Source organism: Streptococcus urinalis 2285-97 (assembly GCF_000188055.2).
Classification (GTDB): domain Bacteria; phylum Bacillota; class Bacilli; order Lactobacillales; family Streptococcaceae; genus Streptococcus; species Streptococcus urinalis.
On the sequence record NZ_AEUZ02000001.1, the window covers coordinates 1,771,190 to 1,784,989 of the forward strand.

The 13,800-nt window shown below is 35.0% G+C and carries 13 protein-coding genes and 2 pseudogenes; 2 read left to right on the forward strand and 13 right to left on the reverse strand.

Annotated elements, in window-relative coordinates; translation table 11 throughout:
- Nucleotides 1-28: 28 nt before the first annotated feature.
- The 5 genes from STRUR_RS09035 to STRUR_RS09055 form a co-directional block, all read right to left on the reverse strand.
- A complete protein-coding gene (locus STRUR_RS09035; protein ID WP_006738690.1) occupies nucleotides 29-565 on the reverse strand; it encodes an SDR family oxidoreductase in 537 nt (178 codons plus the stop codon).
- 168 nt (nucleotides 566-733) lie between these two features.
- Nucleotides 734-1,714 carry a C-terminal binding protein gene (locus STRUR_RS09040; RefSeq protein WP_006739323.1) on the reverse strand — a complete coding sequence of 327 codons (981 nt, stop codon included), beginning with the start codon at nucleotides 1,712-1,714 and terminating at the stop codon, nucleotides 734-736.
- A gap of 10 nt (nucleotides 1,715-1,724) precedes the next feature.
- The gene (locus STRUR_RS09045; RefSeq protein ID WP_006739919.1) at nucleotides 1,725-2,165 is read right to left on the reverse strand and encodes a hypothetical protein; all 441 of its coding nucleotides are present in this window, start codon (nucleotides 2,163-2,165) and stop codon (nucleotides 1,725-1,727) included.
- Nucleotides 2,162-3,520 (reverse strand): PTS transporter subunit EIIC, encoded by a 1,359-nt coding sequence (locus STRUR_RS09050; RefSeq protein WP_006739787.1) that lies wholly within the window; start codon nucleotides 3,518-3,520, stop codon nucleotides 2,162-2,164. The genes STRUR_RS09045 and STRUR_RS09050 overlap by 4 nt, the downstream gene beginning before the upstream one ends.
- A 334-nt stretch (nucleotides 3,521-3,854) precedes the next feature.
- Nucleotides 3,855-4,697, reverse strand: a complete 843-nt coding sequence (locus STRUR_RS09055; RefSeq protein WP_006740372.1) for a MurR/RpiR family transcriptional regulator — start codon at nucleotides 4,695-4,697, stop codon at nucleotides 3,855-3,857.
- A gap of 747 nt (nucleotides 4,698-5,444) precedes the next feature.
- On the opposite strand from STRUR_RS09055, the gene relB reads away from it, so the two are divergent.
- Both relB and STRUR_RS09065 read left to right on the forward strand, forming a co-directional pair.
- Nucleotides 5,445-5,732, forward strand: coding sequence for a type II toxin-antitoxin system RelB/ParD family antitoxin (relB, locus tag STRUR_RS09060; protein WP_006738697.1), 288 nt, complete (start codon nucleotides 5,445-5,447; stop codon nucleotides 5,730-5,732).
- Nucleotides 5,722-6,057: a type II toxin-antitoxin system RelE/ParE family toxin gene (locus STRUR_RS09065; protein WP_006739169.1), complete on the forward strand. Its 336-nt coding sequence runs from the start codon at nucleotides 5,722-5,724 to the stop codon at nucleotides 6,055-6,057. Before relB ends, STRUR_RS09065 begins: the two co-directional genes overlap by 11 nt.
- Nucleotides 6,058-6,361: 304 nt before the next feature.
- On the opposite strand, the gene STRUR_RS09070 is transcribed toward STRUR_RS09065, so the two are convergent.
- The 8 genes and pseudogenes from STRUR_RS09070 to STRUR_RS09100 form a co-directional block, all read right to left on the reverse strand.
- A complete protein-coding gene (locus tag STRUR_RS09070; RefSeq protein WP_006739650.1) occupies nucleotides 6,362-6,832 on the reverse strand; it encodes a hypothetical protein in 471 nt (156 codons plus the stop codon).
- 167 nt (nucleotides 6,833-6,999) lie between these two features.
- Nucleotides 7,000-8,256, reverse strand: a pseudogene (gene mobV, locus STRUR_RS09075) (MobV family relaxase).
- Between the two features lie 316 nt (nucleotides 8,257-8,572).
- Nucleotides 8,573-9,007: a hypothetical protein gene (locus tag STRUR_RS09080; RefSeq protein WP_006739931.1), complete on the reverse strand. Its 435-nt coding sequence runs from the start codon at nucleotides 9,005-9,007 to the stop codon at nucleotides 8,573-8,575.
- A gap of 35 nt (nucleotides 9,008-9,042) precedes the next feature.
- Nucleotides 9,043-9,150, reverse strand: a pseudogene (locus STRUR_RS11565) (replication initiation protein); the annotation flags it as partial.
- Nucleotides 9,151-9,517: 367 nt separating this feature from the next.
- Complete coding sequence (locus tag STRUR_RS09085) at nucleotides 9,518-9,835, reverse strand: hypothetical protein (RefSeq protein ID WP_006740289.1); 318 nt, start codon at nucleotides 9,833-9,835, stop codon at nucleotides 9,518-9,520.
- A 183-nt stretch (nucleotides 9,836-10,018) separates the two neighbouring features.
- The gene (cadX, locus tag STRUR_RS09090; protein ID WP_006739797.1) at nucleotides 10,019-10,357 is read right to left on the reverse strand and encodes a Cd(II)/Zn(II)-sensing metalloregulatory transcriptional regulator CadX; all 339 of its coding nucleotides are present in this window, start codon (nucleotides 10,355-10,357) and stop codon (nucleotides 10,019-10,021) included.
- An 11-nt stretch (nucleotides 10,358-10,368) separates the two neighbouring features.
- Nucleotides 10,369-10,983 carry a CadD family cadmium resistance transporter gene (locus STRUR_RS09095; protein WP_006738760.1) on the reverse strand — a complete coding sequence of 205 codons (615 nt, stop codon included), beginning with the start codon at nucleotides 10,981-10,983 and terminating at the stop codon, nucleotides 10,369-10,371.
- A gap of 690 nt (nucleotides 10,984-11,673) precedes the next feature.
- Entirely contained in the window at nucleotides 11,674-13,800 is a 2,127-nt protein-coding gene (locus STRUR_RS09100; protein WP_006739204.1) for a heavy metal translocating P-type ATPase, read from the reverse strand.

Sequence of the window (13,800 nt, forward strand, 5' to 3'; positions counted from 1 at the left end):
AAAGACACCTAATTAGGTGTCTTTTTCTTTATAGTTTTGAGATAGCCTCTTTAATAGCCGTTTCCCCATCAGACATGTCAATCCCTTTACCAAAGGTATTTTTGGCTTCTAATAAAATACCTGGTCTTAAGATTGTATAATCTAAGTTTGTCCGATGCTTCAACCATTCATTAGCAAAGAATTTTGCAGCTTGATAGTCTTCAATCCCTGTTTTTTTCCAAAATTGCGGTTGATTGGCATAGACTGCAGACAACATGATAAAACGTTTAATCCCTAATTGTTCCGCAGCTTTCATGACTTTAACAGCCCAGTAGGCATCGGTTTGTAACAAATCCTTACCTCTAGAACCAGCAGTGAAATATATTGCATCCACATTTTGTCCTATTGTCTCTGCTAATGTCTCTTCATCTTCATGTAAGTCAAATAAAACGGGTTTCACATGATCTAAATCAATTACCGCTTCAGGCCGTCTAGCACCTGCAATAACCTCATGGCCATCTGCTACTAAATCTTTGATTAATTCTGTAGCAACTCTACCAGTTGCCCCAACTACAAATATGTTCATCACTAACTCCTTTCGACTAATCAATTATGTTAAGAGCATTCGATTTTCTACTTACATCTTGACAAAAATGACCTTAAAATGCAACTAATTGCTATAACTTAAAAACACTAACCAAGAAGAAGATAAGAAGATTCCTATCCTCATCAGTCAGTGTTTAATCATTTTTATTTAATCTGGTAATGTGATTGCGTTTAAGTTAACGATTTCAGCATTGGAATAATCTCTTTTTAAGAAAGCAGAAATATTAGTCAAAGAATCTTCAGCTCCCTGAACAAAGGCATCTTGAGAATAAAATGCAATATGTGGTGTCATAAGCGTATTGTCTAAATTAACTAATGGTGTCTCAGCTAAATTTGGTGATTCTGAAGAAAGAACATCCAATATAGCATAAGCCAACTGACCATCTGTTAAGGCTTCATATAAATCAGCTTCATTGACAACTCCACCACGAGACGAGTTGATAAAAACAGCTCCAGACTTCACTTTTTCTAGCAAGTCCTTGTTAATAAGCTCTTTGGTTGCATCATTTAGTGGTAAATGTGATGAAATATAGTCACTTTGACTAAAAAGGTCCTCTAAAGTTACTTTTTCTACACCATAACGAGCAAATACATTATCATCTATAAAAGGATCATAAGCGACAATTTTTGATCCAAAGACTTTCATGCGTTCTGCTACCAATTTCGGAATATTACCGAAACCAATTAAACCAATGGTTTGTGTTGATAAACGTCTAATATCTGGGAAAAGTTCAGAATCCCATTTTTTATCGACTTTAACAGAACGATTAAAATCAAGTAAACGTCTGCTGTAGGATAAAATGGCAGCAACTACATAGTTAGCAACTTCATCTACACAGTATTTTGTAATATGTGAGACCGGCAAATTAATTTGATTGGCATAAGTCATGTCAATATTATTGAAACCAATTGAACGGTAGACGACTAATTTTAAGTTTGGTAAATGTTCCAAAACATGTTTTGTTAATGGTTCATAAACAGTAATGATGATATCAGCATCCTTGGCATTTTTGATCACTTCTTCTGTAACAGTTGGCTTAACTTCAATATCAAGGTCTAAACCAAGTGATGCTATCTTTTCTTCTTCAACTGAAAGCATATCATCTTCAAATAAGCGTACGATTTTCATAGTAAACTCCTTAGGCAATTAATTTCACAAATAAAATAACAAATGGAAGTGACAGGTAAGTTCTTTCCAAAAAGATGAAGATCACATCAATAAAACGTGGAACTGTTTTTGTTGATGTCAACAAAGTTGCTGTTTCTGAAAGGTAAATAATGGAAAGGATACTCATCATTGCAACAATTATTTTTGTTGATGTTGCTGTAATACTACTACCAATGATGACAGGTAAATAATTATCAGCCAGACCAGACATGATTGCACTAGCTGCAATATGCGCTTGAGAAACTCCCATGAGATTCATAATCCACTCTAAAGGCAATGAAATCCAACCAAGTACTGGCGTATATAATGCTAAGACGAGAGCGGCTGTCCCCCAAAAAACAATAATAGGTGTCAACCAAAAGATATAGAATGACATATTGTCAATTTTAGCAATAAAATTTTTACTGGTCACTTCAGAAGCCCTTTTTCAGGAATATCATCAAAGCCTATGACGTAAGTCAAGACAAAACCAATCACCAAAGCAACTACCCAAGAAATTATGTAATAAATAAAGGTTTTACCGAAGAAAAGGGGAAGACCCGCAATTGGTCCCGTTCCCATCCCCAGTGCTTCTACACGGAAGGCTCCTGCAATCACACCACCAACAGCCCCACCAATAGCTACTGCAATAAGAGGACGTTTCAAGCGAGAGGTTACCCCAAAGAGCGCCGGTTCTGTAATCCCCAGGAAGGCATTGAAAGCTGCTGTGCCTGCTGTGGCTTTAAACTCTTTATTTTTCGTTTTTGTAAAGACTGCAAATGTTGCGCCAGCTTGTGCAGCATTGGAAGCGACAAAGAGAGCCATCAAATAGTCAACACCATATTGAGAAAGGTTCTGTACCATAACTGGTGTAAAACCAACGTGCATCCCTAGAATAACCATGAAAGGATAAACTGCACTAATAACTGCACCAGCTAACCAGCTTTGTGCCATGTAGAATTTAATAAAGATTTGACCAATTCCATTCCCGATAATCGTACCCAAAGGACCTAAAATACCAAGTACAACAGGTGCGACAATCAAAATAGTTAATAGTGGTACCAATAAAGTTTGGAGAATCTTTGGAATGTATAGTTTGAGGAAACGTTCAACATAGATTTGGAAACCAACAGCCATAATCATCGGCAAGACACTACTTGAATAGCTAGCACTTGTAAATGGAATTCCAAACAGATGAACACTTGAATGTTTGCTCATTAACTCAACCATAGTAGGATGGATTAAAATACCAGCAATCGCCATCGCAATATAGGGATTAACCTTAAAACGATTTGCAGTAGAGTTAGCAATCAAGACGGGAATAAAATAAAAGGCTGCATCTGAAAAAACATTGATGATTTGAAAATTCTCACTGTCAGATGAAATGACGCCGAAGAACATGAGGGAGAAAAGAACTCCCTTTATCATCCCAGCCCCAATAATAGCTGGAATAATCGGTACAAAGATACCTGACAAGGTATCTAAGAAGCGATCAATTAAGTTCCCTTTTGGAGCATCGTTTTCTACTTGATTACTTCCATCAAGACTGACTAAGCTTGTGAAAGCTTCATAGACCGAAGTGACTTTCCCTCCTAAGATTACTTGAAATTGATTGCCAACAGTATTTACTCCCAAAACACCAGGCAAAGCAGAGATCTCATTGCTTTGAATCTTATCACCGTCCTTAAAAGATAAACGTAGACGTGTGACACAATGAGTAACATCTGATAAATTTGCTTCATCACCCACAAGCTCAAGGATACGTTGTGCTAATTCCTTATCATTCATGATAAACTCCTTTTGTTTTTCTTGAGCTTATCTTACCATGTGCCATCTCAAAGTTCTATACTTACCTGTTAGAAAGGTCCTAAGGTTCATAAAATGAACAAATCAGATGACCTTGTTGATACTTTTGGTCCAATATAAAGTTTTCATTACTTTGTCATGCTACATTCAACCTAAGAATCTGTTTAAAATCTGAATTTTAGTAAGGTAAGATTCTTACAAAACAGGCTATTCTCATTTGATTATTTTCCTATCCACTAAAATCAACAAAAAACAAAGAAATTTACCACTAATTTAGCTGTAAAAAATCCTACTGGGGAGAGATTTTAAACAGGTTCTAAGACTGGTATCTATCTTTTTCAATAACTTGCTTTGCAAATGCAACCTGTTGATTATAATCAGCTATCACAAGGCCTGCGTAAAGCAAATCTAAAATATAAGTCGTTGCTGAATATGGTGCCAAAGCTTCCATCGTTAGAATATGACTATCAACAGTAATTGGTAGATACTCATGACAAATCTCTTTTAAATCAAGGTTATCCAAACTTCCAATTCCAACTGTAAAAATACCATTACTTTTTAGATAGTTTGCTGCTGCTAATATCATCTCATTTTTTCCTATAAACGAGAGTAAAATAGACACGATGCGCTGATTTTCTTTAGTTACAACTATCGCATGTTCATTGATGTTTGTCTGTTTGTGTGCATTTAATCCCAATGCTTGAAACTTAAAAACTGCCATGTCCACAGCAGACTCTACAATTCCTACACCATAAAGATCAATTCTATCTGCCATTTTTATACGATTAACAACTCTTTGGACAATAGTTGGATTTAGGGCCAACTTTGTACTAAATATAGCTTGAGTATAAATGGTAGGCACCAAATCCATGAGCTCTTTTATGGGTGTCTTATTATTAATCGGCTCATCATCCAAGAGAGCAAGAAATCGTGATTGTTCGTGTGTTTCAAATTCAATCAACCGTAAAAACTCATTATAACCTGATAATCCTAGTTTTTTACAAAGTCTTAGAACAGAGGCTTTAGATGTCATGCTCGATTCCCCTAGCTGACTAGCAGTCATCCCTATAATTCCATTAGGAAATTTTAATACAAAATCTGCGATTGCCTGTTCGGAATTGGTAAAGCCTTCCTTTTGTTTCAATTGATTAATAATCATTCTAAACCTCCCTTGTTCTTTTCTTCATTTTATCATAAATTTCAAGTAGACAACGTCTTATGCTATAGCATCACTATCTTTAACAGTTATCGAAATTTTAAATATTTTTAATTATAAGCTATTACGATTTATTCTATTATTCTGAAGAGCTGAACAAAATTAATAGTGGAAAGAAATCCTTTTGAAAACCTCGAAATCAACATAGGAAATTTTAGTGAATACTCTTGATTTCTAGACAAAAAAAGACACCCAAGATAAAAATCCTGAATGTCTTGAAACGTTGATATATCGCAGATAATTAACGTTTTGAGGCACAGAGACGTTGTCTCCTTTGCAGCCGTATTCGTAAGCAACTGAAGTTGCAACGACTGCGTCAATTGTACTGCCAGTTCCCAATAAAAAATACTCCATGAAAATCCATGAAGTATTATTCTGCTGTTATGTAGCTGGTTCTTAACGTTTAGAGAACTGGCTAGCTTTACGAGCTTTTTTAAGACCTGGTTTTTGGTTCATTCTGTTTTTTAAAGTCAAATCCCTTTAAAATCAACGTTTCTAAATCCAAATATAGTTAAAATTCTTATATATACACAAATATTTAAACTCAAACGGTATCAAAAAGGTATCAAATCTCTAAGGTTTCGGTGCTTATAAAATAATGAAAATTTGTCTCAATATTGAGTCTTTTTTTATTGACTTTTTTTATGTGTATGAGATAATTAAATAAATTACATAAAGGAGTTACATAATATGGTTACAGCAGAAAAAAATAGAGCTGTCACATTCCAAGCTAACAAAGAATTGGTAAGCGAAGCAATGACAGTATTAAACAAAAAAAATTTAACCTTATCATCTGCTTTAAGATTATTCCTACAAAATGTCGTTGTCACAAACGAGGTTGACTTATTGACGGAAGAGGAGTTAGAGAAAGAAAAACTTTTCAAGCAATTTCAAGCCGAAATCAGCAAAAATATTGAGGATGTTCGTCAAGGGAAGTTTTATACCTCTGAAGAAGTGAGGGCTGAACTTGGACTATAAGAAATATCAGATTATCTATGCTCCTGATGTTTTAGAGAAGCTAAAAGAAATTCGTGATTATATTTCCCAAAACTATTCCTCAACATCAGGTCAGCGTAAAATGGAGCAAATCATTAATGACATAGAAAAACTTGAAGTTTTCCCAGAAGTTGGTTTTGATGCCGATGAAAAATATGGTTCAGAAATCAGCAATTATCACAGTACTAGAGGTTACACCTTAAGTAAAAATTATATTGTCCTATACCATATCGAAGAGGAAGAGAATAGGGTTGTTATTGATTACTTGCTTCCTACTCGAAGCGACTATATGAAATTGTTTAAATAGCAATCAAAAAGCCTTAGCGTAATGCCAAGGCTTTTTGAAGATTACAAATTAACTAGGAGCAAAATTAGTTTGGGCTGTTTAGTAGATATTCCACAAGGCAGAGCCAACCCTGTATTGATAAACAACACCTTTGAGAAAACTGTTACCAGTCAATCAACCTTCTCCTAATGTAAAAGCTGAGAACCCAGTCGGGGATTTACCTAAGTATACTCAGGAGGCAACACCTCTACCTAATACCTTCAATAAGTATTTTTTGAATGAATTGTTACCAATTCAAACTCAATCTCAACTTTCTTCCACTCTATCACTTTTTATTACCTTTTGCAAGGCTTTTATAAACATTAATTTGTTCAATCGGTAGCATTGTGTCCATGGTTTTAATTAGTCGATGATAGATTGCGTAACGTGTGTCCGGATTGGAAATATCAGCAATAAAATTTCTATATCCCTTAACATAATCTTCTTCATCAGTTGGCAAAATACCTATCAGCATCTTTGTACTATCTTTTGGATTAACCTCATATCCAAATCTGATATTGTAATTAGCTAGTTCATTTTTTATACGATAAAGCTCTAGACCATTATTGTAAAAATCATTGAATTCTGGGACTTCAAACAATGACGTATCAATGTCTAAATTGTCTTCTGCCACATAAGAATATGTCCACCAAAGTAGGAATAAAAGATTTTTACCGGTGTAGGTAGGTCCTACTCCTCCCGTATCTTTTTTTGATAAGTCATGGTCAAAGTAATAAACAATTTTTTTATCTGTCATTTTAATTTCTCCTTGCTCATTTATTCCATGGTTCTCTTGACAACAAGTAACCTAGACTGTTTTAGCCTATGGCGATCGGTCGCCAGTTCTTTAGCATGACGACTCGACCCCATCTAGTCTAAACTTGCCTAGCTTGTTATCAAGAGACTTTCACGGCATAAAAATAGCTAACTATTACTATCAACCATCTTCTTAACTTGTCTGATTGCTGTTTTAGCTAAACCAATAGGATTTAGAGAGTTTATGATTGATAATGTTTCTCTATAAACCTGTTTAGGCATAAATTCTTTAGCTTTTTCTTTCCAAACAGAGAGGCTTTTATTCAGAATTTTCACTTGTTCATCAAGCATTTTTACTTTGTCCTTTAATTTTCTGTTTTCTTGACTTAATTTGATATTTTTATCAGCTGTCTTACGGTGATTGAGTAATTCTCTAGAAAGGTGATTGTTCTGCGACTGGGCTTTAACCAACTCTCTTTTTAACTCAGCATTACTAGATGCATGTTTCGAAGCAGTTTGAAATAGTCTATTATAGGTTTCTTTATCCATCTTCAATTTGCCATCAAAGCTTTGTTTTACCAAATCTTCTTTTTGAATTCTATCAAGTTGTAATAGTTCAATGTCTTTTATGTCTTCAATGCTTTCAGCTAGTGACTGTTTCTCTAATTCATACTGCTTCAAATCGCCAACAGCATCCCATTCTTTCGCTTCCAATTCTTTAAGCCTACTTTCTTTATCAGCTATTGTATCGTTAACATTTGAAATCTTATCATCAAGTGCTTTCAATTCTTCATGTTTATCAGCTAGTTTTCTATCAGCGTTATCCAGTAATCGTTGTTTTTCTTTAAATTCAGCAGTTTCCAAATGTTTTTTCTTACTGCCTATTTCGCCACGTTGTAGGTTAAAACCATGCTCATTAAGGTACTTGGGAAGTTCATCTTGGATTGCTACAAGTTTCTCTTTATTTCCAAACAGTGCTTTTGAACTTCACTTACCATTTTTCATTGGCACGATACCTAAATGCATATGCGGAGTACTTTCATCAAGGTGAACTCTAGCGTAAGCAATATTAGCATCACCATATTTTTCAGCAAAATAATCTTTAGCTGTCTCAAAAAACTCTCGTGTCTGTTTCTCATCTAACGAGTTAAAAAACGTTTTATCTGAAGTAATAATCCATTCGTTACAGAGTATAGCATCTTTACGGACTCCACGAGTAGATAAGCGATTTTCATTGATATGCTCCTTTATTTGTTTGTGATAATTTTGTGCCTGGTCTCGATTTGTCAGTTCATAATTAAGGTGAGATTTCTCAACGTCAATTTCTTTATTTGAGTGATTTTTAAAAATCCGTTCATTATGATTATAAATAGCCGTCAACTGACCTGACTTGTACTTAGCCCTTCTAGCAACAACATAACTCATTTTTTAATTCTCCTTTCTCGGCTCAAAAGGTCGCCGAGATGGTGGCGGTAATTGCCACCATGAATAAGCAACCTATTATCTGGATTTCTTCTTAAGGGATCGGCATAACTTCCATGTAAAGTGTAACGCACTACACTTTACTACGTAAATGTGCGTTCTCCGAAGGGTCTTGCAGACAGCTCTTCGCTCCGAATACAGGAGCGACTTCGAACCACCTCTCGAGCCACAAGAGGAGCTTCGATTATACTCGCCGAAGCGAGTAGGGCACTTAAGCAGTGCCCTTGGTCGGACGCTTCGCATTGTCCGACAATTGCCATCAAAAGATGGCAAGCCATATTGCCACTAATAAAGTGATTACCATGACAGCTAAAGTAATAATCAGCAATAGCTTCTGTCGTTCCAAGCTCCGAACATAGTTGAGTAACTCATAATTTTTTTGTACCAAGTTTTGGTTGTCCTCAAGTAAAGGAGTTAACTTGTCAGCTAGTCTATCTATCCGATATTGCATTCCCTTCTTTTCTTGCTCGAATTCTTCTTGAATATCACCCAGCGTTTTTTCCAGTTCAATGACATCATTCTCAAAATGATAATCTTCAAGTATCTTAATGCCTATCAAATCAAGATTTTCAACCTTTTGGTTGTCTCGGTATAAATGACCTTTCAACATTTCTTTATATTTTGGAGAGCGTATGCGTTTATAGATAGATTGGCTACTAACTCCTAGACTATCAGCATAATCTTTTATTCTCATTTTTGACCTCGTAACTCCTTGATAATACTGAATTTTCAACAAAAGGGTTGAAAGCTATTTTTGTCTATCCTACCCCCATAATAAGCGAGCTGATTTTCTAGTCTTGGTCTTTCATGCTTCAACAAGTCTTTCAGCAAACCTAACAGTCAAAAAAGATGGAGAAGTTTTTTCAAAAAGGTATCAAAAGCAAAAACGACAAAAAAAGCACCTTGCAAGAGACTTGCAAAATGCTTGTAATCGTTGATGTAAAGGGGTTCTTAACGTTTTGAGAATTGTGATGCTTTACGGGCTTTTTTAAGACCTGGTTTGGAAAGTATGAGTTTCAGTTGGGTTAAAAACAGTGCAATATCAAGGCTTTTCAGAACGATATCTACTAATTAATTTCATAAAATTTGAATCAATATTTTTAAAATGGGGAAATAGTTTAGGTATGTAAGAATTAATATAATACGCCAAACCTTGGTCACCATTTTTAGTTATTCACTCTTTTTTCAGATAGTGTTTTTAAAGTTATGATGTAAAATGGTAAAATGCCGCAATTAAAACACTATACATCATAATCGGAGGATAGACAATTAAAGATAGAATCAATCCCACTCCTTTAATTATTAGGTCAGGTATCAATAACTTTCTATATTGTGCGGTAGCTTCAAGTAATTCTTTCTGATCTATATTGGGTTTATCAATTACTTTATGTAAAAACCAGTTTGCTACCGTTGAAACAATAACAATCAGTCCATAAAAGAGCTGTGCCGTATGATTCATGAAATGACTACTAACTATTCCAGTAGCATAGGGCATAAATGAAACAAAAAATAAAAGATACAAATTCTTTCAAATTCCTCCCTTTTCAACTTGGCTAACTTGACCTGCATTACCTAGGTCGCTTGCTTTAAATTATACTTTTTTCTTAAACATTTGATACGAGTAGGTATTTCTTGTGAGTAATTTTCATCAAAAAATTTCATATATAATCTCCCTATAACCATGGAAAAGTAGTAAAAATAGTTGTTATCCTAGTTGATTAAAAAAATCTCTGATTTCCTCATCTTTTATAAAATAATATATAATTTTCCCCTCTCTTCTAGTGTCCAAGATGTTTTGATTGGCTAGTTTACGAAGATGGTGGGAGGCAGATGCCATACTGAGATTTAATAAACAGGCTATATCGCAGACACAGAGTTCTTCGACGGCAAGGAGATAAAAAATGATATTTATCTGTTTATTATCGGTAAATTTTGATAAAATGCGAAGTGATTTTTGGACTTTTTCCTTTTCAAGGTAGTTCGTTGCGGTTGTAACATTTTGTTGATTTATAACATCCATTTGACAGATACTATCTTTTTTCATAATTTTTTCTCCTAGCCTAACACAGCCCATAGCATGTCAAAGCTGTTGTTTTCAATCAGGATATACATCCCCAATCCTAAATAGACAACGGCAATAAACCATCTGCTATATTTTTCCAAAGTTTCTCCAACAGAAGGGACTTGTGCTAATTTTTGGGCAGAAAAAACCAAGAGATAAATCATGACTAGAAAAGTAAGTAAAGTCACTATCAAATTCGCTAAATTTAAGGTGGTAAAATATGGGACAAAGACACCAATATTGTCAGCACCACAACTTGCAAAAGTAATCATAGCGACTAGAAAAATCAGGTTTTTATTGTCTTTTCGCAAACCATCTTTTGCAATAGCTTCTCCATCAGAATCTCCTAAAAGCAAAACTTTGAGGCCTAGGAAAATTGGAATCAAACCGAGTAAACCTAAAATCTCTTTACTAGGAATATAATTTAAGACAAATGCAAAAAGCAAACTTAGGGATATTAGACTAACAGAGCCTAGAAATTGTCCTAAATAGATGTTAATGATGTCCTTTCTGCTTTTTCTTTTGGCAAAAAATAACATTAGGATAATAAGTAAGTCTACGGCTGTCCCAGAATACAGGATTATTGAAGTAACAATATTTTGAATCATAAAACACCTTATTCAAATATATTTTTGAATGTATTCTAACATTAAACTTTGTAGATGTCAACTTAAAATCCACCAATTAATAATTGCATGTCAATATTTGTATTGTGAAACTAGTTTCAGAAATATATAGTCTTAAAGTATGTCCACTGCCAATGATTTTTTCAATATTTAAGAGGAGATTTATAATGGTTCATTTCTATAAATTTTTAAACGAGTTATATATTTTGTTTAACCAATTATTAACTATTTTTATCAATAATCACTTCATTAATTTGTACTTTTTAATTTTGATTTATTTTTCGTGCATATTTTATATGAATTTAATTCTAATACATTTTAAATAAAAAATACGCAATTTTAATTGGCACCGACCCCCGTAAATGAGAATTAAATAAAAACACCTCCAAGTTGGATTTGGTACAATATAATCAAATGCTCATGGAGGTGGTTTTTTATGGTTAAAAAACGTGTGGAGACGGTGGTATTATTGTCAAGAAAATAGAATAACAAGCTATAAAACTGTCGAAATAGGTGGCTTTTAGGATTTTTAAAAGAAATCGGTTCTATAATAAATTAAAAATCGTCTACTTCTACCAACACGATTTCACAAAGAGCCAGTACTTACATCTCTTTTTCTCCTGTAAAACTATTGTATCTTGATACTTTAAGGAGTTTCAATCATTCGATCTGTTAACCGTTATTTTTTGGATCTAAACTTAATAACATAGCATTAATGGCGACGATGACTGTTGACACAGACATTAGGGTTGCTCCTAATGCAGGGCTTAATGTGATACCAATAGGAGCCAAAATTCCTGCAGCTAGAGGGATAGCTATAAAGTTATAACCAGCTCCCCAAAATAGGTTTTGTTTCATTTTACGAGTTGTTTTGTGTGCTAATTCAATGAATGATTCAATATCTCCTGGATCGGATTGAGTCAATATGACATCAGCTGAATCCAACGCAACTTGAGTTCCAGCACCTATAGCTATACCAACATCTGCTAAGGCAAGAGAAGGAGCATCATTTACACCATCACCTACCATGATAACTTTCTTTCCTTCATCTTTAAGTGTTTTAACTAACTCATATTTGTCTTGTGGAGATTGATTTGATCTATATTCAATCCCTAAATCTACTGCCGCGCCTTGAGCCGCTTTTTCATTATCACCTGTTGCCATAATTGGTCGAATATTGTTCTTTTTAAGAGCTTTAATTAACTCTTTACTCGTTGGTTTTAATTCGTCCCCTAAAGCTACAGAACCAATGGCATCATCGTTTTCTACTAAGACACTAAGAGTTGCTCCTTTTGGAGTATCCATATCAAGATTACGTCCATAGGCTTTTTGACTGATTAATTGGTAACGGTGCCCACCTGCTTTACCCTCTACTCCAGAACCGGAAATCACATCAATCGAATCAAAAGATGCTGGACGTATATTTTGCTGCTCGGCGAAACTTATAATTGATTGAGCAATTGGGTGGCTAGATCCTCCTTCAATACCTGCCAATAAGGCAATGATTTCCTCTTTTGTATATTTGTCATTAAGAAGTTTTACATCTAATACTTTAAATTCACCAGTTGTTAAAGTACCCGTTTTATCTAAAATCATCACATCTGCATCTTGAGCTATTTCTAAGGCTTGGCGGTCTTTTACTAGTAAGCCACGGCTAGCTCCTAAGCTTGTGCTACGGGCGGTTACCAATGGAATAGCCAGACCCAATGCGTGCGGACAAGCAATAACTAATGTAGTAATAGTAAATATAACTGCCGTTGGGATATCTCCAATAATCCTCCACACTACAAAAGCAATTAGCGCGACAATAACAGCAATATAGAAGAGCCACCCTGCAACCTTTTGAGCAATATTTTCTGCTCTGGAAGGCTGACTTTGAGCTTGGCTGATTAAATTCTGAACTTGAGAGATGAAGGATTGATCACCTGTCTCATTCACTTTAATATAAAGAACCCCTTCTCCATTTGTTGAGCCCCCGATTACTTCATCGCCAGGGCCTTTTTTAACTGCTTTTGATTCTCCAGTCAAAAGAGCTTCATTTAAACGTGATTCGCCACGCTCGATAATCCCGTCTGCTGGCACATTTTCTCCGGCTTGAACACGAATTAAATCACCTACCTGTAAGTCAGCAACTGGTCGTGTTTCAATTGAATCGTCTTCTAATACAACGTGAGCATCTTTCGGCACTAACTTAGCCAATTCTGCTTGTGCGTCTCCTGCTTCTCCAATAGCTTTCATCTCAATCCAGTGACCTAATAGCATGATTAATAGTAATGAAGCAAATTCAAAGAAAAAGTCCATCACGTGTTCACCCGTTACGTAGGTAATGATCACAGCATAAATACTGTATAAATATGAAACACTTAAACCTAAAGAAACGAGTGCCATCATTCCAGGTTCTTTTTGTTTAAATTCGTCAACTGCACCTTGATAGAATGGACGTCCACCATAAATAATTAATATAGTAGATAAAATAGCTACTACAATATCAGAATATGGAAAAGTAAACTGGAATGGTAGTTCAAATCCATGCAAAGGGACTAAGAGCATAATAATGATTCCTAGTGGCAATGACTTTAAGAAAAGTTCCTTAAAGCTTCCGTGATGATGGTGATCATGTCCACTGTGTCCGCTGTGATCATGTCCACTGTGCCCGCAGTGATTATGCCCAGCATGATGTACTTGATGTTGCTCCTTATGGTATCCATGTTCATCTGTGATTCCATGCTCGTGTTTTAACTTATCCATGTCGTCATAATCATGGTGATTATGGGAGGAATATTTGTTGTAATTATTCAT